Origin of the sequence: Mycobacterium heckeshornense (assembly GCF_016592155.1) — a bacterium.
GTDB classification, from domain to species: Bacteria; Actinomycetota; Actinomycetes; order Mycobacteriales; family Mycobacteriaceae; genus Mycobacterium; species Mycobacterium heckeshornense.
Map to the genome: position 1 here is coordinate 4,224,064 of NZ_AP024237.1, position 23,348 is coordinate 4,247,411.

14 protein-coding genes, 1 pseudogene and 1 riboswitch are annotated in these 23,348 nt (G+C 63.9%); of the genes and pseudogenes, 6 read left to right on the plus strand and 9 right to left on the minus strand.

The annotated features are described in order from the left end of the window. Window positions 1-160: 160 nt before the first annotated feature. Entirely contained in the window at window positions 161-283 is a 123-nt protein-coding gene (locus MHEC_RS24745; protein ID WP_264016531.1) for a hypothetical protein, read from the minus strand. 275 nt (window positions 284-558) lie between these two features. Here MHEC_RS24745 and MHEC_RS20415 point away from each other — a divergent pair, with 275 nt between their 5' ends. Further along, on the plus strand, window positions 559-1,026 hold the full coding sequence (locus MHEC_RS20415; protein WP_435870349.1) for a transposase: 468 nt from the start codon (window positions 559-561) through the stop codon (window positions 1,024-1,026). Window positions 1,027-1,100: 74 nt separating this feature from the next. Here MHEC_RS20415 and MHEC_RS20420 read toward each other — a convergent pair whose 3' ends face one another. Beyond that, entirely contained in the window at window positions 1,101-2,585 is a 1,485-nt protein-coding gene (locus MHEC_RS20420; protein ID WP_160315061.1) for a GmrSD restriction endonuclease domain-containing protein, read from the minus strand. Window positions 2,586-3,020: 435 nt separating this feature from the next. Here MHEC_RS20420 and MHEC_RS20425 point away from each other — a divergent pair, with 435 nt between their 5' ends. The 4 genes from MHEC_RS20425 (at window position 3,021) to MHEC_RS20440 (ending at window position 12,221) form a co-directional block, all read left to right on the plus strand. Next, window positions 3,021-3,644 (plus strand): IS110 family transposase, encoded by a 624-nt coding sequence (locus MHEC_RS20425; protein ID WP_160315062.1) that lies wholly within the window; start codon window positions 3,021-3,023, stop codon window positions 3,642-3,644. Further along, complete coding sequence (locus MHEC_RS24750) at window positions 3,530-4,387, plus strand: transposase (protein WP_269097728.1); 858 nt, start codon at window positions 3,530-3,532, stop codon at window positions 4,385-4,387. Before MHEC_RS20425 ends, MHEC_RS24750 begins: the two co-directional genes overlap by 115 nt. 1,529 nt (window positions 4,388-5,916) lie before the next feature. Next, a complete protein-coding gene (locus MHEC_RS20435) occupies window positions 5,917-9,372 on the plus strand; it encodes a helicase-related protein (protein ID WP_048892799.1) in 3,456 nt (1,151 codons plus the stop codon). A 74-nt stretch (window positions 9,373-9,446) separates the two neighbouring features. After that, window positions 9,447-12,221 (plus strand): DUF1156 domain-containing protein, encoded by a 2,775-nt coding sequence (locus MHEC_RS20440; protein WP_048892800.1) that lies wholly within the window; start codon window positions 9,447-9,449, stop codon window positions 12,219-12,221. A gap of 81 nt (window positions 12,222-12,302) precedes the next feature. On the opposite strand, the gene MHEC_RS20445 is transcribed toward MHEC_RS20440, so the two are convergent. Together MHEC_RS20445 and MHEC_RS20450 are read right to left on the minus strand one after the other, a co-directional pair. After that, window positions 12,303-12,614: a hypothetical protein gene (locus MHEC_RS20445; RefSeq protein ID WP_048892801.1), complete on the minus strand. Its 312-nt coding sequence runs from the start codon at window positions 12,612-12,614 to the stop codon at window positions 12,303-12,305. Continuing rightward, entirely contained in the window at window positions 12,602-13,174 is a 573-nt protein-coding gene (locus MHEC_RS20450; protein WP_071700359.1) for a hypothetical protein, read from the minus strand. Before MHEC_RS20450 ends, MHEC_RS20445 begins: the two co-directional genes overlap by 13 nt. Window positions 13,175-13,305: 131 nt before the next feature. On the opposite strand from MHEC_RS20450, the gene MHEC_RS20455 reads away from it, so the two are divergent. Next, entirely contained in the window at window positions 13,306-16,659 is a 3,354-nt protein-coding gene (locus tag MHEC_RS20455) for a DUF499 domain-containing protein (protein ID WP_048892803.1), read from the plus strand. Between the two features lie 274 nt (window positions 16,660-16,933). On the opposite strand, the gene MHEC_RS20460 is transcribed toward MHEC_RS20455, so the two are convergent. The 5 genes and pseudogenes from MHEC_RS20460 to MHEC_RS20480 form a co-directional block, all read right to left on the minus strand. Next, window positions 16,934-20,032: a DUF3427 domain-containing protein gene (locus MHEC_RS20460; protein WP_048892823.1), complete on the minus strand. Its 3,099-nt coding sequence runs from the start codon at window positions 20,030-20,032 to the stop codon at window positions 16,934-16,936. Window positions 20,033-20,147: 115 nt separating this feature from the next. Then, window positions 20,148-20,357, minus strand: a pseudogene (locus tag MHEC_RS20465) (IS3 family transposase); the annotation flags it as partial. A 277-nt stretch (window positions 20,358-20,634) separates the two neighbouring features. Next, window positions 20,635-21,261 (minus strand): hypothetical protein, encoded by a 627-nt coding sequence (locus tag MHEC_RS20470; RefSeq protein WP_048892804.1) that lies wholly within the window; start codon window positions 21,259-21,261, stop codon window positions 20,635-20,637. A 460-nt stretch (window positions 21,262-21,721) separates the two neighbouring features. Continuing rightward, a riboswitch (SAM riboswitch) is annotated at window positions 21,722-21,834 on the minus strand. Between the two features lie 748 nt (window positions 21,835-22,582). Beyond that, window positions 22,583-22,990 carry a type II toxin-antitoxin system VapC family toxin gene (locus MHEC_RS20475; protein ID WP_048892807.1) on the minus strand — a complete coding sequence of 136 codons (408 nt, stop codon included), beginning with the start codon at window positions 22,988-22,990 and terminating at the stop codon, window positions 22,583-22,585. Then, window positions 22,987-23,247, minus strand: coding sequence for a type II toxin-antitoxin system Phd/YefM family antitoxin (locus MHEC_RS20480; protein WP_048892808.1), 261 nt, complete (start codon window positions 23,245-23,247; stop codon window positions 22,987-22,989). Before MHEC_RS20480 ends, MHEC_RS20475 begins: the two co-directional genes overlap by 4 nt. Between the last annotated feature and the right edge of the window lie 101 nt (window positions 23,248-23,348).

The following is a 23,348-nucleotide window of genomic DNA, read 5'->3' on the forward strand; positions in this document are numbered from 1 at the left end:
TGAATACGGCTGACGGCCGGCCGCCGCCGCTCCCAGGTCGCCACCCTAGTTGGCGGCACCGACACAACGTCAGTCTTCGCCAGACCCAGGAGTCGCTATACAGCGCGTTTACGCGGACACACCGGAGACGACCGTCCTTGCCGATGCCGTTGATCTGTTGTTAGCCCTCGAAGATGTCTTCGTCAATTTGCTTCAAGTCGAAAGTTTCACGCACCTGCACACCAACGTTGTAGCGAACCATCAGTTTCGTCAGCTCCTTGCCGTCAATCAGTCGAATGCGCATGTTCACGCTGGGGTGGTTTCTAGGTTCTGTCGCAACACTTCTCTAGGGTCTGGAGGTTGTGTTGTCGTCATCTCGACGTGTGAAGAAGGGGCCGGGCCGTCGGCCGCAGTCGGCCAAGCGTCAGAGGTTTATGGAGCTCCCGTGGTTGGTCCGTCTCGGCGGCGGGCCGTGAAGTCGGTGTGTCGCGCACGTTGGCAAACAATTGGGCGCGGGGATACAAGAGTTATCGGCGTGGCGAGGTCGTCGGATTCGTTCCCGCGCTCGATCGTTTGGCTGTGCGCCAAATCAGTGATCGATATTTATCTGAGGATGAGCGGATCGAGATCGCCGATCTGCGCCGCGCGGGTCTGAGTATCCGTAACGTCGCCGCCAAGATCGGCCGGGATCCATTGACTGTGTCCCGGGAGCTGCGCCGTAACAGCCGCCGCGACGGCACCTATCGGCCGTTTGAAGCCCACCGCTGGGCGGTGATGCGCAGATCCCGCCATCACCGACGCCGGATCGACAAGAATCCACAGGTGTGCGAAGTGGTCGCCGAGCTGTTGGCGCAGCGGTGGAGCCCGCAGCAGATCGCCCGGCACCTGCCACGGAAGTATCCCGGGGATCGGTCGATGTGGTTATGGCACGAAAGCATCTACCAGGCGGTCTACCAGCTCCGATCAACTTTGATCCGCCCGCCGAAGGTCAGCAGTGTGCACCGCGGCCCGCTGCGAGAGTCTTTGCATGCCTGTCGTTCGAATTGATCCCGCAAAAACACCTGAGAAAGCTCGCAGCGCTGGAGCCGAAGATGATTGTATTCCAGGATTGGCTGGTTGAATTAAGCTCCAGCGCCCTTAAGAAGGTTACAGATTCGGTGCTGCAACGTAGCGTTCGGCGGAATGGTCTTTCCACCTTTCGCATAAGCAATCGTGTGGTCAAGATGCGCGTCATCGATATCTTGTATTTTCTGGTGGCATCTTGCACAGGTCTTATTCCGTTTATACATCTCTTCTTTGAGCTGGCGATTAAATAGCCGAGGACCTTGGGCAGTATCTTTAAGTACCTTGTCTAGCATTTCAAGCCATAGCTTGAAACGCCGTTCGACTCGCGCCTGCTCTGAGATCGTGTGGCGTATTAGATCCGAAAACTCGGACTCCAGCATTAATTCGATAGCTCGCTCACGAATCGTGTCTGCTCGTGAGGTAATAACGCCCTGGGTGTACTTAGCCTGTGCGAAGCCATAGAGCTGAACGTCCATCAGCGCACGATTGTTGGTGCGCTCCCACTTGCCGTTAGGATGTTCTTTGTCCGCGCCTGCACCGAACCGCTTGAAGCCCTTGTCGCCAAAAACGGTCCACGTGCATGCCACAGCCTTTTTGAACGCCTTTCTGGCTTTCGCATACTGATTATCGGACCAATAGCTGCCACGCTCCATCTGCCTGTTAAGGAATTCTCCGGTCCGCTTGTCTAAGTGTTTTAGGTAGGTCTGATCCCAGAATGCAACAAAACGTAGGACCAACTCGACATCTGTCATCCTCTTATGGGGCCCATCGAGCTTTAAAAAGTTCCGCCGAAACTCGGGCAGCGCCGCAAGTTCCTTGAGGAACTCATTGAACCGCCCCCTATAGATGCAGTTGCGTAATTCCTGATCGTTTAAGCTCGTGGCGCCCATATTTAGGCGTTCAAACAGATCAAACTTTACTAGCGGGTCTGATTCCTTGAGTATTTCGACCGTGGACAACTGGAATTGCCGTACGCGGTGTTGCAACGTTTGCGGCATTTCCTTGAAACGCAAATTCTCCAATGTTGCCTTCAGCGGGCCTAATCCTTTTAGAGAATACTTATTGTCCAGGAAATCGAAGATCGCCATAAGTCGCTGCTGCCCATCTATGACGATCTTCGTCTCATCCTGCTCCTGCCCCAGATAGATAATCGGGATGGGTAGATCTAGCAGAATCGACTCAATTAACCTACTTTTTTTCTGCGGTGTCCAGACTTCGTAGCGTTGGAAGTCTGGTTGAGGGTCGAGCGTGCCGTCCTTGTAATTATCAAGGAGCGTAGCCACATTCGGCTGCGTCGACTTGGTGTATACGACGCGCTGCTTTCGTATGTCGATCATCTGCGCAGACTCCGCATCGTCTTCGGCCGCTTCAGCAACGTCATTTGTTGGCGGGACTAATATCTGAAAATGATCACGGTTGGCACCGCAGTTCAGGCACGTCCATCCCTCAGGCTGGTCGTCCAGTTCGACCCCACTATGCTCCTCTGGCAGGTAGTCCCACCCACAGCTGTCGCAACGGTAGGCATTCGTGATGACTGGCACAGCTGTAAAGCCTATCCCGGCTTGTATCTCTTGTAGTACCCCTTTCATGGGGTGGTGGTCACGTACGGTGGCCTCGGGAGGGGGCTGGAGGGCTCGACGTTTTTCGGCTGAGTGTTCGGGCTCGTGAAAGAGATCGTCTCCATCGGCCTGGTCTCGCGAGCTGACTCGGTTTAGGGAATTGGTGGCCAGGTTGCGAAGTTGCGCAGCATCGACGTTTGCCTGGGGATAGGCACCGAATCATCTACAAGCACGGGAGCTGCGCGTGAACTCCCGCCGCGTTGTGGTCGGGGACGGTGTGGGAGACCGCCGGCAGTGCTGGGCGCACGAAGGTTCTCCCACCGCAACGGGTTCACGCACGACGGTCGGCTGGGTGGCCCTGAAATGCGTGAACTCTTCATCAAAACAACATGATTGACGATGAAGGGAAGAACCTCCATGCACAACAACGATAACCCGCCGGCGGCTGAGAATCCACGGGAAGGTGGGCGGACGCTGGTAGGAATCGACGCGGCGATCACGGCCCGTCACCACATCGCCATCCTCGATGATGCCGGTGGGAAGTCGACTCGATTCGGTGTCGAACCCACGCTGGCAGGGTTGCGCACCCTCAGTGACAAGCTGAGCGGCTACGACGAGGTCCACGCCACCGTCGAACCGACCTCGATGACGTGGCTGCCGCTCACGATCGTTGTCGAGAAGGCCGGTGGCACTATGCATATGGTCGGTGCGCGGCATTCTGCTCGGCTGCGCGGTGCGATCGTCGGCAAGAGCAAGTCCGACGTCATCGACGCCGATGTCCTCACCCGCGCCAGCCAGGTGTTCGACCTGGCACCCCTTACACATGCCGACGCCCGCGCAGTTGGCGTTACGCCGATCAGTGATCCTCGTGCCGCCGCAGTGATTGACGCGAACCGGTCCTGGTGTCGGTTGATGTCGTTGGCGCGGTGGGCGTTCCCGATGTATGGACCGCGTTCGCCGGGTCGTTACCGACCGCGACTGCGGTCCTGCAGCGTTGGCCCGACATCCGTCTACTGGCGTCCGCGCGCCGCGCCACGTTGACCGCCGTCATCGCCGCGCACACCCGCGGTGTCGATGACACCCCCGCCCGCGCCGAGGCCATCAAGACCGCCGCAACCGGCTGGGCCGCCTTTTGGGCCGGTCACCTCGACCTTGATGCACTCACCGTCGATGTCACCGAGCATCTGACCAACCTCGCCGACGACCAGGCCCGGGTGGCGCGGTTCACCGCCCACAGCACCCGATGGTGGGAACACCTCTATGGCGACGACGAGCTGCTGCTCTCGGTACCCGGGATGGGGCCAGTCACCGCCGCCACCGTCCGCGCCTTTCTCGGCGACGGCTCGAGCTTCTGCTCAGCGAAAAAAAGCCGCGTCCTACGTCGGCATCACCCCCCCCCAACCTGGTCTTCGGGAACCATGAGCCAACCCCGCCGGGCGATCACCAAGGAGGGACCAGCGCCGCTTCGGCTGGCGCTATTCCAGGCCGCAGGCGCCGCCCGCCGCACCGATCCGCAACTGGCGGCGTTCTACCACCGGCTGATGACAACCCAGGGCCATTGCCACACCCAGGCCACCATCGCCGTCGCCCGCAAGCTCGCCGAACGTATCTGGGTGACGATCACCACCGGCCGCCCTTACCAGCTGCGGGACACCAATGGTGATCCTGTCACCGCCCGGGCTGCCAAAGAAATCATCAACGCTCACAACCGCGTCAATGCCAGCACCCGCGCACGAACGCGCGCCCAGACTACCACCGTCCGGAAGTCGAACCTTACACGCTGACAACATAATCCAATGCTCGTTGATATCTACCGAGACTGAACACACCCAGCATCTCGACCGTGGCGCCCGGTGGACGCTCAACGGGCGGATTCACTCTATGTGTGCTCCCGCGCCAACACCAGAGCGGTCCGGGAGTCAACTGACCGCTGCCCGAAATACCCACCAACCAACAAGGCACAGAACCCCTTGACAACCGTTAGGGAATCTCTTCGATTTTGACCGGGCAATCAGGATGAAATCTGGGTTGCGGCCGGCTGTTTGCGGGTGCGGCACAAGGGTGGGGCGATGAGCTCGGCGTGTCCGCGGTGGACACAGTGGAATCGTATCCGGCGGACCGAGTTGTGCCGATTGCGGAACACGCGATCGGTTAACCGGCCCTCGTGAAAGTGCGACACGCTGGGACGAGCGCGCTCCCGCGGGGGATGGGAGGCCGCGTCGACACTGAGGTCGGGTCCGGCTCGAGGAGGAGCTGAGGGGATTGCGGGTGGTGTCTGGCTCGGCGGGTCACCGCATCGAGGGTGCCGCTGGCAGACGTCGAGGTGGTGAACGCGTTCCTCGAGCATCTGAGTGTTCGGAACTTCTCACCTGCGACGTGAAGGGTTTACGCGTTTGATCTGTTGAACTTCCTGTGGTTCGTGGGATCTATACCGAGGCAACATACACCCGATCGATCGAGCGCACTTTTGCCGAGCTGGAAGCCGAGCCCGATAAGCTAACCGCAGGTCTTGTGTTACCGCTACTCAGATCACTAGGTGTGCATACCCATCCTGACTGGCAGTACTTGTCGGCGTGATTCCCACTAACATGGTGCGCGATGTCATTGCGCCGAATCTCGGCGGTCGGCAGCGTCCAGCCGTCGGTGCCACTCGGAAAATGTGGACCAGTTTGCGACCATTCGATATGCGCGCTGGTGTGCGACCTACTCGTCTGTAGACGTAACGCACGGCCACTTTCCGAACAAGGACCATCAGTGACCTACGGGAAACATTGTCGCACAAAGATTCTCGGGTACTATTGGGACGTATTTAGACCAGCGATTTCGTAATCCGTTGGTCGCGGGTTGGAAAAGGCGCACTTACCGAATCCGATGGCGACGGCGTAGCGGGCGCGACAGGTAAACGACAAAAGGGCTCTAAGACCGGAGTGCGGCGGAGGTCGCCGCCAAGGTAGCACGGCTGGGCGCGCTCGACGACGGACCCGCTGGGTTTGGGTGCAGGGTTGGCCTCTGTGGGTTGGCGATCCGCACAGCGATGACCCCCTTCGGAGCTTTGCTGCGCATCGGCTTTTGGCCGCCGACACTCGGCATCACAAACACCGGATGCGGAAGCAGACATCATGCAACGTTCTGCAGCCGCCTTAAACGATCCGGACAAATCCGCACGACCAGGACAGCCACCACTTGACCAGCCAGCATCAAGTAAAACGTTCACTACCTATAAAGCTGACGTGCACCAACAGTGCCCCGAGTCCCTTTCGCTGTCGCCCGACGCGCGTATCGTGTCTGGGCTGACCGATCAGGGAGTACGACGATGACCATCGACCTCGACGCCATCAGGCCGGGCGTGGTTGTGGTCGGCCTGCGCTCCGACCCGGTGACAATCCTGGACGCGCGCCCCCAAGGCGCTGACGCGCTCGCGCTGGTGTTCCGCCAGGCCGACGGCCAGCTCGGTGAGCAGCTGCTGTACCGCTCCGACCTCGACGGCCTGGCACTACAAGAACCGGGGTCACGCTGGAGCTTTGACGCCGATGCCCGGGAGTTTCAGCTGGCCGCCGAGGCCATGCGCATCAAACTGGCCGGCTTGCATGATCCGATGCTGGCGGTGTCGTCCAGCGAGATCGACCCACTGCCCCATCAGATCCGGGCGGTGTATGAGGAGATGCTGCCGCGCACCCCGCTGCGGTTCCTGCTGGCCGACGACCCCGGCGCGGGCAAGACGATCATGGCGGGCCTGTACGCCAAGGAGCTGATGTTGCGCGGCGATGTGGCCCGGTTGCTGGTCGTCGCGCCGGGTGGGCTGGTCGAGCAGTGGCAAGACGAGCTGGCGTTGCGTTTCGACGTCCGCGCCGAGCTGCTCACCCGCGACCTGATCGCCGCCACGCTGGACGGCAACCCGTTCACTGCGCATCCGCTGTTGATCGCCCGGATGGACCAGTTGGCCCGCGACGAGGATCTGCTCGAACACCTGGCCGCCAGCCAGTGGGATCTCACCGTAATCGACGAGGCGCATCGCATGTCGGCGACCTGGATCGGCCAGGAAGTCCGCCGTACCCGCAGATACGAACTGGGGCAGCGTCTTTCGGCGGTGTCGCGGCATCTGTTGTTGATGACGGCCACCCCGCACGCCGGCAGCGAGGAGAACTATCAGCTGTTTTTGGCGCTGCTGGACCCGGACCGCTTCGAGGGTCGCTACGTCCCGGACGTGCATTCGGCGGACACCGCCGGGCTGATGCGCCGGATGGTCAAAGAAGAGCTGTTGACGTTTGACGGCAAGCCGCTGTTTCCCGAACGCATCGCCGAAACGGTGCCTTATCAGCTCTCCCCGCCCGAACATGACCTGTACGAGGCGGTCACCACTTATGTGCGAACCGAGATGAATCGCGCTGACGCGCTGGAGGATTCCCCGCGGCGACGCACAGTGGGTTTCGCGTTGACCGTGCTGCAGCGCCGGCTGGCGTCGAGCACACACGCGATCCTGCGTTCGCTGCAACGCCGGCGCGCCCGCCTGGACACCACCCGCCAAGCCCTGCTGCGCGGCGCGGCATTCGACCTGCCGGCACAAGACGCGGCGATCGATGACTACTACGACGACGAGCTCGACAGCGCCGAGGCCGAGGAACTGGAGGAACACGTCGTCGACGCCGCCACCGCGGCGCGCACCGCCGAGGAGCTGGCGGCTGAGATCGCAGTACTCGACGACTTGGTGGCGCGCGCCACCCGGGTGCGCAACCTCGGGCAGGACCGCAAGTGGGCCGAGCTGCGCACCCTGATCATCGACCGCGACCTGCTGCGCCGCGACGACGACGGCAGGCCCCGCAAGCTCATCATCTTCACCGAGCACCGCGACACCCTCGACTATCTGGCCGCCCAGATCCGCAACGTGCTGGGCCGCGACGACCCGGTGGTGGTCATCCACGGCGGCGTCCGCCGCGAGGATCGCCGCCAGATTCGGGAGCGGTTTTCCCACGATCCCACCTGCCAGGTGCTGGTGGCCACCGACGCCGCCGGTGAGGGCCTCAACCTGCAGGCCGCCCACTTGATGATCAACTACGACCTGCCGTGGAACCCCAACCGCATCGAGCAACGCTTCGGACGCATCCACCGCATCGGGCAAAAGAAGGTATGCCGGTTGTGGAACCTGGTCGCCGAGGACACCCGCGAGGGCCAGGTGTTCACCACCTTGCTGGCCAAGATGGAGGCACAGCGCAAAGCCTACGGCGGGCGGTTGTTTGATGTGCTGGGTAAGGCGTTCACCGAGCGGCCGCTGCGGGAGCTGCTGATCGAGGCCATCCGCTACGGTGACGACCCAGCGCGGATGGCCGAGTTCGACCGGGTGATCGACGCCGAAATCGGCTCGGGGCTTAAAGAACTCGCGCAGGAACGTGCCCTGGCCCGGGAGACGCTGACCCCGATCGAGGTCGACCAGATTCGCCGCCGGATGGACGAGGCCCGGGGCCAGCGCCTGCAACCACATTTCATCGAAAACTTTTTCCTGACCGCGTTTGCTCACCTCGGCGGGCGAATGTCGCGCCGGGAAACCGACCGCTTCGAAATCACGCACGTGCCCGCGCCGCTGCGGGTGCGACGCCGCGCCGGGTCGCTGGTCCCGGTGACGCTGCGCTACGAGCGGGTCACCTTCGAACCGGCGGCGATCGAGCCAGCCGGTGCCGCGCGCGCTGAGCTGCTGGCCCCGGGTCATCCGCTGCTGGACGCGGTGCTCGACGAGATCATCGAGCGCCATGGTGCGGCCCTGGACCGCGGAACGGTGCTGGTCGACGACACCGACACCGGCGAGGAGCCCAAGCTGCTGATCGCGCTGACCGCCGAGATCGTCGACGGCACCGGCCAGACGGTGAGCAAGAAATTCGCCTACGTCAGCGTCGGGGCCTCCGGGGCCGCGGTCGACGCCGGGGCGGCCCCCTATCTGGACGCCCACCCGATCACCGGCGAGCACGAGGGCGCGGTGCGCGCCGCGCTGCGGCAGCCCTGGCTGGCGGCCGGGGTGGACGCCATCGCGACAACCTGGGCGGTCAGCAGTTTTCAGCCCGAGCATCTCAACGAGGTTCGGGCTCGTCTGGTGCCGTATGTGCAGCGCACCAAGGACGCGGTGCGGGCCCGGTTGCTGCAGCAGATCAACTATCTCTCCAGCGAGGCGGGCCGGCTGCGTGAGGAGATCGCCGCCGGGACTCGCCGGCGCATCCGGGTCAGCCCCGAGCGGATGGAAGCCATCGCCGAGGAACTCGACGCCCGGCTGGCGGCGCGTGCCAAACGCCTGGAGCTGGAGATGCTGCTGTCAGCCAAGGAGCCCCGGGTGGTTGCCGCGGCGCTGATCCTGCCCGCCGGCATGCTCTCACCGACTATCGCCCAGCACGCCCGTGACACCGCCGCGGTGGAGCGCCGCGCGCTGGACGCGGTGCTCGCCGCCGAACGCCGCATCGGCCGCCAGCCGATCGAGATGGCCCACACCAATAAGGGATACGACATCGCCTCGGCCCGCGACGGTGAGCCGGTGGTGCATATCGAGGTCAAGGGCCGGCTTTCCGGAGCCGACACGCTGACCCTCACCTACAGCGAGCTCATCCACGGCAAGAACATGGGGGCCCAGCACCGGCTGGCCCTGGTCGAAGTCAGCCCCGACGGGCCTGAGCATGATCAGCTGCGCTATATCGCCGACGCGTTCGCCCGGGTCGAACTGGGCGGGCTGCCGGTCACCGACACCAGGCTGACTTGGGCCAAGCTGTGGGCCGCCGGGTCGGACCCGTTCTGAAATGACCACCGCCGTGTCGGGCCGCGTGGGTATGCTGTGCTGTTCTGTTCACCGCCGACCTGAACAGGTGCCCGATGACCGATCCCACCACAGCCGCCGTTCCGCGCCGCAAGCTGATCGAGGTGGCCATCCCGCTGGAGAAAATCAACGCCGAGTCCGCGCGCGAAAAGTCGATCCGCCACGGCCACCCCTCCACCTTGCACCTGTGGTGGTCGCGCAAGCCGCTGGCCACCGCCCGCGCGGTGCTGTTCGCGCAGCTGGTCGACGACCCGTCCTCGCACCCCGACCGGTTCCCCACCGACGAGGACGTGGCCGCGGAACGCAAACGCCTGCATGAGCTCATCGAGCGGCTGGTGGTCTGGGAAAACATCGGCGACCAGGAGCTGCTGCGCGAAGCCCACCAAGAAATCCTGAACTCCACCGACGGCAACCCCCCGCCGGTGCTCGACCCGTTCGCCGGCGGCGGCACCATCCCGCTGGAGGCGCAGCGGCTCGGGTTGCAAGCCCACGCCTGCGACCTCAACCCGGTGGCGGTGCTGATCACCAAGGCGCTCATCGAGATCCCACCGAAATTCGCCGGGCGCACACCGGTGTTCCCCGGCGCGGTCAACGAAACGTTCAGCACCTGGCCGGGGGCGAGCGGGCTGGCCGAAGACGTGCGCCGCTACGGCCGATGGATGCGCGACGAGGCCGAAAAACGCATCGGTCACCTGTATCCAAAAGCCACCCTGCCCGGCGGCGCCACAGCGACGGTGATCGCCTGGATCTGGGCGCGCACCGTCACCTGCCCCAACCCGCGCTGCGGGATCGCCATGCCGCTGACCAGCAAGTGGTGGCTAGGCAAGAAGAAAGGCAAGGAAACCTACGTCATCCCGCGCGTCGACAACGGCACAGTGCGCTTCGCCATCGGACATGGTCTGGCCGGTGCGCCCCGCCAGGAGGATGACGGCACCGTCGATCGCTCGGGCGCCCGGTGCATCGGTTGCGGCGCGGCGGTCGATCGTGAACACATCAAGGCTGAAGGCCGTGCCGGTCGCATGGGCGCGCAGCTGATGGCTACCGTCGCCGAAGGCAATCGCACAAGGATTTATCTGGAGCCGACCGAGGAGCATGAGCGGGCGGCGGATGTACCGAGCCCCAAAGACGTGCCAGAAGGCGAATTGGCTTACGACCCGCGCAATGTGTGGACACCGCCATATGGCCTGACCACCTTCGCCGACTTGTTCACCCCGCGCCAGCTCACCGCGCTGACCACGTTCAGCGACCTTGTTGGTGAAGCGCGCGAGCTCGTGCTGCGCGACGCTCTCGCCGCTGGCATGCCCGAAGGCGACCGCCTTGACGCCGGCGGCACCGGAGCCGCCGCCTACGCCGACGCCGTCGCAACGTATTTGGGGTTGGGGGTGAGTCGGACAGCAGACCTCGGGAACTCGATTGCAACTTGGTCGAGCTCACGCGACCAGACCCGAAACTTGTTTGCACGCCAAGCGATACCAATGTCATGGGACTTCGTTGAGGTAAATCCGTTCGCTGACGCTGCCGGTTCGGTGGCGATAGCCACTGAAACTATGCGCGATGCTTTGGCTCATTTGGCCGCGGAAACAATCGCGTACGTCGAGCAAGCCGACGCACGTCAAATCGCTGCTTCGGAAATGCTCATTTCAACAGACCCGCCCTACTACGACAACGTGGGCTACTCCGACCTGTCGGATTTCTTCTACGTCTGGCTGCGGCGTTCCCTCCGAGCCATCCATCCCAGCGTTCTCGGCACGATGCTCGTTCCCAAGGCTGAGGAGCTGGTGGCCAACCCGTACCGGCACGGCGGAAAAGACGGCGCACACCAGTTCTTCGAGAAAGGTTTTCGCGAAGTATTCCGTCGTGCTCGCGAAACCACGCTGCTCGACTTCCCCATCACCGTGTATTACGCATTCAAACAGAAGGAATCCGAACTCGGCGGTGACTCGTCGACCGGATGGGAAACCCTGCTGGAAGGGATGATTCAGTCCGGCTGGGCGATCACCGCGACGTGGCCGATGCGAAGTGAACGCGGCGGGCGGATGCTAAGTGTCGGCACCAACGCGCTGGCTTCCTCCATCGTGCTTGCGCTTCGCCCACGCCCGGACAATGCCCCGCGCATTGACGGCCGCAGGTTCATTACCACCCTGAAAGCCGAGCTGCCGGAAGCACTTCGGGAGCTGCGGCAGGGCGCGATCGCGCCCGTCGACCTGCCGCAGGCCGCGATCGGCCCGGGCATGGCGGTATTCTCCCGCCACAGCGCGGTCCTCGAAGACGACGGCACCCGGATGAGTGTGCGCACCGCGCTGCAGCGGATCAACGAGATCCTCGACGAGGTGCTCAACGAGCAGGAAGGCGATTTCGACGCCGACACCCGCTTCGCGATAGCCTGGTTCCGCCAGCACGGTTTCGACCGCGGCCCCTACGGCGACGCCGACAACCTGGCCCGCGCCCGCAACGCCTCACTCGACCACCTGCAACGCGCGGGCATCTTGACCAAAGGCGGCGGTCATGCGGCGCTCGTCAACTACACCGACCTCGACGACAATTACGATCCGGCAGCCGACCCGTCGATCAGCGTGTGGGAGGTCGTCATGCACCTCACCAAACGCTTCGCCTCCGGCGGCATCCCGGAAGCGGCTGCGTTTCTCGGGCAGGTGCCGCCCAGCATCGACCGCGACCACTGCAAGGAGCTGGCCACCCTGCTTTTTCACATCGCCGAGGGCATCAAACGCACCAAGCTCGCCGTCGACTTCAACGCGCTCGGCGCGGCCTGGAACGAAATCGCCCGCACCGCACCGACAACCGCGGCAAGACCGACACTCGACTACACCTGAGCTTAAGCACAGGAGAGTAGCCGCCGACGCAGCCCTGGATCATGGCCTTCGCAGGCGTTAAGGACGGTCATGCCGCGGCTTTTACCGATGCCGCTCAGGCGCGGCGGCGATTTGCCGATCGTTCATCTCGGTGTCGGTGGCGACCGGAATCCCCGGAAGCAGAGGCTTGATTCCTTCTGCAAGCCGGTCACGAGCCGCGAGTTGGGCATCTTCGTCACGGATGAGGAGATCGATCACATAACCCATGCCTGGGTAGCCATCGCCATCGGCTTCGACATCGAGATAAGTAGCGTCGCCGGTCTGGTGCTGCCAGGTTTCGACCGCCGCCCTCACCTGCTCAAGGGTGGCTTGCTCACCGACATAGACAGCACGGACCATGCTCACGGCTTCCACCCTAGCGCCGATCCGTCCGCAAGCACCACGACCACCTGCCGGACATCGACTCCGTGCACCCGGATAGCTTTGCGTAGTGCTGTTGCCGCCCGATCCGGCGGGATGGCTACACCACGCCCGTCGACGACGACAATCGGCGACTGTTTCCGGCCAGATCGCACCCCAGCGCGGGCGGCGTTCTCAGCGGGGCTGTCGAGGGTCTTCATTTCAAGGGTGGCCCGTCCATCCACGTGGTCGAAGACGGCATCGGGCGTCGGCTTTCCGGGCCGGTCACGGGCGCGAACCGACCGTAGACCCGTCATGCCGTGCGCGGTCAACCAGTCCGCGAGGACCCGTTCCTTTGGGCTGAAGTAGCGGTACGGATCATCGTCTGGTGCGACGAGCCCCGCGGCTTCGAGCTCGGCCACGCTCGGCGGAACCTTCTCGCGGGGCGCCCCGCCGGGACGCACATGAACCGCCACGACGCCACGAACAATCCACCCGGTCTCGAGTTCCTCGCCAGCGTGCACCAGCCGACCGTCGCCGGGCGGTTCGGTTGGAGGCTTGTTGCTGGCACCCATTTGGTGCACGAGCGTTGCAGAGCGCACCGACACCTCCGGGAGCTCACCAACCGGCGGGAACGGTTCCCTGTCGGCCGTTGAGTGCATACTGTCGTGTTTGCTTCCGTTGATATTGGTGAAGGGGCTAACCGATGGCGCTGAGCAATCGCGACCGGGTGGACCGGGCGCTGGAGCTGCTCGGTAGGGCGCTGGATGCGTTTCTGCAGCGGGTCGTGGAACCGGAGCTGCCCAAAGGGGTCGATTGGACGGCGCTACTGGCCGCCAAGGACGGCGCTAGGGGCATCACCGGAAAAACCTACAACCGCGTCGACCCACAAAACGGCCTGCGGGTGCTCACCGAGAAAGCCACGGCGGCCTACAAGCCGCGCTGGTACCCGTTTAGCCAGTATCTGTCGCGGGCCGAGGAGAGCTGGGCCAGCGAGCTGCGCGACGTGCGCGACCGTCACGCGCACCGCCAACCGTTCAGCGTCGACGACGCCTATCGCGCGCTGGACACCACCGAGCGTTTCCTGCGGGCGGTCGGCGCCCCTCAGGAGGCTGAGGAGGTGCGGCGGCTGCGGGTGGATCTGCGCCGGGTGTCCTCCGAGCAGGAAGACCGCCGGGTGATGAAAAGCTCCGGCACCGCCGAGGTCGGCTCGCAGAATCTGACGCCTTGGCGGGAGGTGCTCGCCCCGCACCCCGATGTCGCCAGCGGCAACTTCCACGCCGCGGAGTTCGCCGCCGACCTGGCGATGGTGGCCCGCTCCGAAGGTGACTCCGAGTACACCGACCCTATTCAGTTTTTCCGCCGCACGTTTCTGACCGCGGGGTTGCGCGATCTGATCACCCGGATGGTTAAGCGGGTCACCGGTGACCCAAACGCGTCGCCGGTGATCAACCTGCAGACCAACTTCGGTGGCGGCAAAACCCATTCGATGCTGGCGCTGTGGCATCTGGCCTCGGGACGCAAGCTGATCGAGTACCCCCAGGAGGTGCAAGACCTGCTGGCGGGTCTGGACCTCGACAGTGTGGCCGGCCGGGTGCAGCGGGTCGCGCTGGTGGGCAACGACCTGTGCGCATCCGAGCCTCGGGTGCACAAGGACGGCACCGTGACCCGCACGTTGTGGGGGGAGCTGGCCTGGCAGCTCGGCGGTCAAGAAGCCTACGAGTTGATCGCCGAATCCGACCGCACCGCAACCAATCCGGGCCATGTGTTAGGGGAGCTCTTTGAGCTCTACACCCCTGCGGTGATTTTGATCGACGAGTGGGTCGCCTACGCCCGCCAGCTCTACGGCCGCGACGATCTTCCTGGCGGCACTTTCGACACCCAGTTCACCTTCGCCCAGACGTTGACCGAGAAGGCCAAAGCCGTGCCCGGTATCTTGGTGGTGGTCTCGATTCCGGCGTCCGAGAGCGCCACCGACGAAACTGGTGCCAGCGACGCCGAGGTCGGCGGCGAGTATGGCCGGGAGGCGTTGCGCCGACTGCAGAATGTGGTGCGCCGCACCGCCGATCAGTGGCGACCGGCCAACCCCGAGGAGAGCTTCGAGATCGTCCGTCGCCGGCTTTTCGTCCCGCCCGACGGCGAGGCGCTGGCCAAGATCAGCGCCACCGCCAACGCGATGGTGAAGTTCTACCGCGACAACGGCACGGTTTTCCCGCGTGAGGCCCGCGACAACGACTACATCGAGCGGATCAAGCGGTCCTACCCCGTGCATCCCGAGCTGTTCGACCGGCTCTACGAGGATTGGTCGACTTTGGAGCGCTTCCAGCGCACCCGCGGTGTGCTGCGGCTGATGAACAACGTGGTGGGCGAACTGTGGCGATCCGATGATGCCGCGCCGCTGATCATGCCCGGCTCGGTGCTGCTGGACTCCGACAACGTGGTCACCGAGCTCACGCAATACCTCGAGGATCGATGGAAGGCGATCATCGACGCCGATGTCGACGGCCCCAACTCCACACCGGAACAAGTCGAAAAAGCCAACCCAGCATTGTTTGGTGCCCGACACATCGCGCACCGGTTGGCGCGAACCGTGTTCATTGGCGCCACTCCGACGCTTAACACCGCCCACAAGGGCATCGACAAAAGCCGCATCTTTTTGGGCACCGCCCTGCCCGGCGATATCTGCGGCAATTTCCACGCCGCGCTGGATGGCATGTCGAACCTGGCGACCTATCTGTACAACGACGGCAACCGCTACTGGTTTGACACCCAAGCCAACACCACCAAGGCCGCGCGCGACTTCGCCGAGCGGTTGCAGACCGAGGACGTGTGGAAGGAAGTCTCCGAACGCCTGCACGCCCACCGCGCCACCCCAAAGGATGGTTTCGCCGCGGTACACACCGCGCCTGATGGTTCGGCCGACGTTCGCGATGTCCAGGAGACACGGCTGGTCATCGTCCCGCCCGCCTACCCGTATGACCGCAAGCAGGGCGACGAATCCAAGGCCACCGCGTGGGCACACGAGATCCTTACCTATTGCGGTAGTGCGGCAAGGGTTTATCGCAACACGTTGTGCTTCCTCGCACCCGATGCTGCCCGCCTGGCCGAACTGGACACCGCAGTACGCGAATACCTGGCCTGGTGCTATGTGGCCACGAATGTCGATGAGCTTGGCTTGACGGGACAGCAGGAAAAACAAGCTGAGTTGCGCCGGAACCGAGCAGATGAAACAGTGCGCAATCGGTTGATGGACACCTACACCTGGCTTATCTACCCCGAACAGCAAGCAGCGAATCCGTTGACGCTCACCGCGATCAAAGCCGAGGGCACCACCACTAACCTGGCCGAGCGGGCCGCCAAACGCGCCCGGGAACAGAACCAACTGGTCGTCACCCGCTCAGCGACCTTGATCCGCTACGACATCGACGAGAACTTGACGTCGATTTGGAAACGCGACGGCCATATCAGCGCCGGGGACCTGTGGAAGTACTACACCACCTACCCGTACATGGCCCGGCTGCGGGACCGGCAGGTGTTCGAGGACGGTGTGTGGTCGGTGTATGACAACCAAATCCTCTGGGAAAAAGATGGATTCGCGTTCGCCCAAGCGTGGGACGGCGAACGATACGTGGGGTTAGTGCTGCCGACCGACCAAGAGCCGCCGCCGACGATCACCGACACCTTATTGTTGGTCGAGCCGTCACGCGCTGTGGCACAACGCAAGCGCGAGGTCGAGGAACTCGGTGAGGAGGAGGAACCAGGAGGTGAGGAGGACCGCGCCGGCGGGCAGGTACCTGCCGCGCCACCCGGAGCCGGACCCGCACCGAAGACGCGGTACTTCGGGGTGCGGACACTCGACGCGGAGCGCTACGCGGTCGACTTCGGCAAGATCAACGCCGAGGTTCTGCAGCACCTCGCCGCCCAACCCGGCGTACAGCTGCAGGTCCGTATCGAAGTCGAAGCCCAGGCACCACAAGGATTCGACGACAGCCGAATTCGAACCGTGTCAGAGAACGCGGCGACGCTGAAGTTCGATCAATCCGGGTTCGAAACGGACTGATGGCGCGGTAAGGCGATGGGCACTACTCCAACGAGAAATCCGTTGTACCGAAGCGAAAGCAGCTGTGAGAAAGACGAGTTCATGAGCCATTTGTCACAGCATGTGCAAGCTGTCGAAGAGCTTCGCACTCAATACGCCACAACGTGTCGTCACCATCCAAGGTGATCAGACTTCGCGTGTTCTTCACCGTACGCCAGGGGTATGACAGTGAGAGCCGCTTTTGACTGTCGCGTCGCTTCGCTCGTTGACTGGGCTTAAGAGGCAACCTAAAACCTCACGCCGCCGCCGCCCGCGCACCCATAAACACCTCGGTCGGCATCGGTCGCTGCAGCCGCCAGGTGATCGCCATCGGCCGGTCGCCCTCGTGGGAGACGTAGTGGGCCGGCCCAAGGAACACATACGGGGCGGTGCCGAGGGCGTTGGTTTTGGTTTCGCGGACGAACAGCAGGATATGTGAGCCGCGTTCGCGGTGGTGGATGTAGCGCTGCCCGGTCGGCGAAGCCGCCGAGGTGGTCGATTGCGATTCCCAGTGGAAAAGCTCTGGGCTGAGCGCGAAGTCGCGGTACATTGTCGTCGGCGAGTAGTCGGTTTCGGTCTTTTTCAGCGTGATCAAAAACGCGTCGGTGTTGATCGCGTCGCACCACAGCACACCTTCCCGAAAGGTGCTCGGTCGCCGCCGCGATGCCACACCCAGGGCGGCGAGGATTTCTTCGCGCGAGTAGCTGGCGTGCACCGCCAGTGGCACATCGCTCAGCGCCGGGATCAACTCACCCAGCGGCTGGGTGCTGCGCCGCGCCGCGTCGAAGGCGATGTCGATCACCTGGCGCATCTCGTCGAGCACCGGCTCACCAAGGATCGCCGCCAGCGCGTCTGCGGCGCTAGTGAATTCGCTGCCGTCGGGAAACAGCGAATAAAACAGCATCTCGGCCAGCCGCTGCCCGGCAGGGTTGTGCGCCGACACGTCACCGTTGAAGATGACGTGGTAGCCGGTGTGACGCTGCCGATCATCGACGTGGGCGAGCGCGCGGACCCGTTTGACCAGCTCACGTTCACGCGGCCCAGGCTGGGCGGGCAGCTTGCCGGCGTCGCGGCACAACGTAGTCCATGAGCGACCCGAGCGCAGCACATCCTCCAAGCCGCGACCATATGCGTCGAGATAGGAGGCGAGGTCATTATTGGGATGGTCTCGAATCTCCGAGACCAACGCCGCCCAGCGCGGCTGGACTTGCTGGCGGACGTTTTCTAGCACCAGATCCCGCGCTATCGGGTCGAGCACAATCTGGCTACCCGAGGGCAGGAAGGGAAAACCCTGCTGCAGCTGGTGGACCAAAGCCGTGCGGCTAAGCCCCGTCAACGCCCGGAAACGCTGATCGAACCGGAACTCGCGGCGTTGATTCCCAACGAAATCCAAGGCGGTCAGCACGGTCTTGCTCGGTGTCAACCGCAGGCCGCGACCGAGTTGTTGGAGGAACACGGTGGCGCTTTCGGTCGGGCGCAAAAACAGCACCGTGTCCACCTCGGGGATGTCCAGGCCTTCATTGAACAGGTCGACGGCGAACACGATGTTGATTTCCCTGTTGCGCAACGCACTCAGCGCCGACTGGCGTTCGCTGGCTGGGGTTTCGGCGGAGATCGCACGCGCCGGAACACCCGCGGCGACAAACCGATCCGCCATGTAGCGGGCATGGTCGATGCTCACACAAAAACCCAGGGCACGCATCGCCGCCACATCGGCCACCTTGTCGCGCAGCTCCTTGAGCACGATGCGGGTACGCGCGTCATTGCCGGTATACAGACTGCTCAGCACAGCCACGTCGTATCCACCACGTTTCCACTGCAATCCGCCCAAATCGACCCCGTCGTGAATACCGAAGTAATGAAACGGGCACAACAGGTTTTGTTCCAGCGCCTCCCACAGCCGCAGCTCCGCGGCAACCCGACCGCCGAAGAACTCCCGCACGTCGACGCCGTCACCGCGCTCCGGTGTTGCGGTCAGGCCCAGCAGTTCGATGGGTTGCACATGGTTGAGCAGCCGCTGATAGCTGGCGGCCTCGGCGTGGTGAAACTCGTCGATCACCACCACGTCGAAGTGGCTGGGGTCGATGGCGGCGAGCCGTTGGGCCGATAGCGATTGGATGCTGGCGAACACGTGGCGCCATCTGGTCGGCCGGTCCCCGCCGACCAGCAGTTCGCCGAAAGCCGGATCGGTCAACACCTCCTGATACAGCCGTCGCGCCTGGGTGAGGATCTCCTTGCGGTGAGCCACGAACAGCAACGTCAAGTCGCGGCCGTGCACCTCGCGGACCAGCCGGCGATAGTCCAGCGCCGCGACGACGGTCTTGCCCGTTCCGGTGGCTGCCACGATCAGGTTGCGGTGCCGATTGTGCAGCACGCGTTCCGCGTCGAGCTCTTCGAGCATCTCGGCCTGGAATGCCTTGGGCTGCACCTCCAGCCCCGATAGTGTGACCGTGAGCCGGTCACGCTGTCGCCCGCCCGCGGCAATGTCGAGCGCCGCACGCAGCCGCTCCCCGTCAGCAGACGGTTGGTAGGGCTCGAATTCGCGGTTTTCCCAATAGAACTCGAACGTCGCCCGGAACTTCTCCAGCAAATGTGGAGTCGAAACCGCCGAGAGCCGCACGTTCCACTCCAGCCCGTCCACCAACGCTGCATGCGATAGATTGCTCGACCCCACATACGCGGTGTGAAAACCGGTGTTGCGCCGCAACAACCACGCCTTGGCGTGCAAGCGGGTGCGCTCGATTTCGTAGTTAATCCGCACCTGCGCGCCGAACTCCTGCACCAACGCGTCGAGTGCGCGGGCGTCGGTGGCCCCCAGATAGGTCGTGGTGATGACCCGCAGCGGCACCGCACGCACCCGCAGCTCGCGCAGTTCGTCTTCCAGCAGCCGCAGGCCCTGCCATTTGATGAACGCGCACAACAAATCCACCTGATCGGCGCTGGCCAGTTCGGCGCGCAGCTCGGCAGCCAGCGTGGGCTCGTTGTGCGCCGTGGTCAATAGCGCCGCATCCGATAACGGTGTTGCGGGCCGGGGTAACCGGGCCGCACCCAGCCGGTGGGCGGCCTGGATCTGCTCGAGGCGCTCAATGGTGCCGGGCTCGCGTTGATACAGCCCCTCGGCCAGCGCATCGGGATCGGGTAGCGCCGCCAGGATTCGGCCCATCAGCGACGCGCGCTCCTGGGGTGTCGCCGCGGCGCGCAGCGCGCGTACGATCACCGGCATCAGGTGCCTGGCCATCGTCAACGGCTGCTCGCCCTCATCAACCGGGCCGATCTCGGGGTGCAGGTCAGGACGCGCGGCCAGCGCCTGATGCAGCCGCTCAGTCAGCAGTGACTCGTAAAGGCCCTCTCGCACGGCAGGCACACTAGTCCACCGGCCCGACGGGAGAGAGCGAAAAAGAATCGGACCAAGCTTTCGGCGCGGCCCCGGTATCGATCGTGTGGTTTTGGCGACGTGGGTCGTGTGTGGGCTCGACGTCTTCGACGGTCTTCCAGGGCCCGGTACCCGCCGGTCCGTAGATCAGCTCGGCCTTGCAGTAGCCTTTGACGCTCTCGGCCAGAGCGTTGTCGAAACTGTCCCCGATGGTGCCGATGGAGGACACCGCCCCGATCTCGGCGAGCCGCTCGCCTTAGCGGATGGACGTGAACTGTGATCCGGCATCGGAGTGACATGTCAAGCCCGGCAACGTGTTCCCGCGTGATTAGCGAGCCATCTCCAACGCATTGAAGTCAATACACGGCGTCACTTGGCGGGGCCGGAACGGCGATGCCCAGTAGAGCCGGCAATCACCGGACGTGTCAGCCGACCTGCGCGGTGAGTGGCTCACGACTGACCACTCGGTGCCCGCACCGCTGCTGCCGGTTGGATGAAGTCCATTTCCGAACCACCTCATTCCACCCACATACTGCTGGGCGATGCGCAGCGGCGAAATCTAACTGGGGTCGACCTTGCGCAGCTCACTCCTCGGTTTCAGTCGGCGACCCGCCGCCCACCAAGTAGCCCGACTTCGGTGTCGGACTGAAGGGATCAACCCAACTTCGGAGACGGGCCAACTCGGCTGCGAAGGCGATGGAGGCGATCGAACCGTTGTTGCTCGCGGCCAAGGCGTGTCTACCGACCGCTCGGGCCGCCGCCTCGATCACGTCACCCTCGGTATCGATGTTGGCCGACATTCTCGCGTGCAATACGGCTACTCTGGCGGGGTTGCCGTCAGTACCGCTCATGAACCCGGCCCGAGCGAGCACCGCCACCGAACTCGCGGGGCCGCTGCCGCTGAGCCGCAGCTCGCTCGGGTCGTCCAGGTTCGCCTGATCGCGGAGGACACGGACCGTTTGCGCGGCGACCTGGTTCAGGTTCTCCCGTGAAATTTGGACGGCCGCGCCATCCTCGTCGCTCCATGACAGCGCACCCATGCTGAACCACAGGCGGCCGGCGGCATCGCACCGGAACTCCACGAGCGGAGGTGCCACCGCAGACTTGCGCGAGATGGTGAAGACATCCCGGGGATGCAACATCCCCGCGAGGTATGTCGCGACGAAGGTCTGAAACGATCGCCACTGGTCGTCCGGGGTGAACTCAGTCATGAGACACCTTCTTTCCGTCTCGCGGTTCCCGTGCGGACTCCAGATTGTCCACGCCGACCGGCCGCGTCGGTGGCCTCACGGCGAAGCTTCGGGTGTGGGGAGTGCAGGCGGCGTAGCACCGCCCGGAAACCGGGTTTGGGCACGACTCCACCCGCTCCAGCCGGGTAGGGTTGCATGAGCCGCTTGAGATTATTTCGCGCACTGGGTATTTCGGCTTCCAATCCGCGCGAGCACCGGGCGCCGACCGCAGGCACCCCCGGGTCGTGACGCCACAGCGCCAGCCTCAGTTTGTCGCCGTCGATTTCGATACGACCGTCATGGACAGCCACGGCCTTCACGGTGATGATCGGCTGTCCGTATTCGTCCGACGTTTTCGCCCGGATCCGGTGTATGACACGGCCGGGGCCATCCTTGCCGCAAGGCATTGCAATACTCCCGAAAACTCGGGCCTCCGCCGCGGGAGGCGCTCTTGCCGAACACCGGTTGGTGTCGGCCGCTTCGTCATCCGAGCCACCCACGAGCGTGGGGTTGGCGTGCCGTCCAGTCGGAGCTTGGCGACGGCATCTCGTGAAGCTGACTGAATCTTAGCGCGCGGGACCGACGCTGGTTTAGGTTCAGGCCTCGCCGTCTGCATCGCAGTCATATCGACCGTTGAACAACACCGAAACCCTCGCCGACTCCCACAGACGCCGGCCCGTCGGGTGCGCTGCCCCGTGGAGTTCAGCACCCGCGCTGGAGTCACCGGCACCGACGTCCTTTCCGCTAATCCGGGCTCGCTGCTGGCGGCCCCGAGGCCTACCGGCGACAAGCGCCCACTCGATTTCGCGCCCGAGGCTTTCGCTCCCACCGCCGCCAGCACCGCGTTATCAAGCCCCGTGGCAGCCGATTGATCGTCAGGCCGGCGCGTAGCAGAGTGCCGACGGTCTTGCCGACGGTGTTATCGGCCAGGTCGCCGGCTGCGGCGGCTCCCCGCCGGCTCCAGCGCGCTCCACGACCCGCTTGACCGTCCCGGGTGAACATTGTGATCGATCACATCGCCCTGCTGGTGGTCGACCGCCGGGAATACAACGCCTTCGCTGATCGCCCCTCTCCCCTTGATAGGTGAGAGCTGTTGGTGTGGCGCACCGGATCGCCACCCCCCGCGAACCGGTTGACCTCGCGGTGTTTTGGCAGCCCGAGCTGCGCCGAATAACCCAACACTTGCACCCCACTGCACAGGCGTATTCGGTGGACACTGTCACATGCCACGTCCACGCCGCCGGTGACAACCGCGCCGACAGCATCCACGCGGCCACGATGGCGGTGACAGCGATTGATGCACTCAGACTTTGATGATCGTGAGACCGGCCGCGCCGTCCAGGGCGGCAAAGTCGTCGTCCTGGGTGACGACGGGCAGCGCTCGCGAAGCAGCGATGGCTGCGATCCACAGGTCGTTGATACGGACTCGACGGCCAGTCTCGGCCAGGTGGATGCGTAGCCGCGCCCACATGCGCGCCGCTTCCTCATCGACCGGCAGCGTTTCCATATCCGCAACGGATTCGAGGGTCGCGAGTCGCTGCGCCCGGCTATCGGAAGTGCTTGCGGCCAGCACGCCGACGGTCAGTTCGGCAAGAGTGATCACAGTAGTCGCGACCTCGGCAGGGATCAGCGACTCCTCGAGTTGACGGCCCGTTTCGGAGGCGATGAACACCGATGTGTCAAGCAGCCCCGCCGGCGGCGTCTCGCTCATCGGGCAGGACCGAGATCGTCGGTGGTGTCGCCGGCGAGCAACCCAAGGTCGTCGCGCAAACCTGGATCGGCTTGCGCACGGCGCAACCGTGCCAGAAACTCGGTTTTGGCCAACCAGCGCCGACGCGGAGGCCCGGCCGCGGTGAGCATTGCGACGGGGCGGCCTTTGACCGTGATGGTGATGTCTTCTCCGGCCTGGACGCGGCGAAGCACTCCCGCCGTATCGTTGCGCAAGTCACGGGAAGCCACATCGGACATGCTACAAATGTACTACGTTCGTAGCATCATGGTCCGCTTCGCTCCCGACCGCTGCACCGACACGAACAAACTCCGTGGCGCAGGGTGGCGCTGGTAACGGG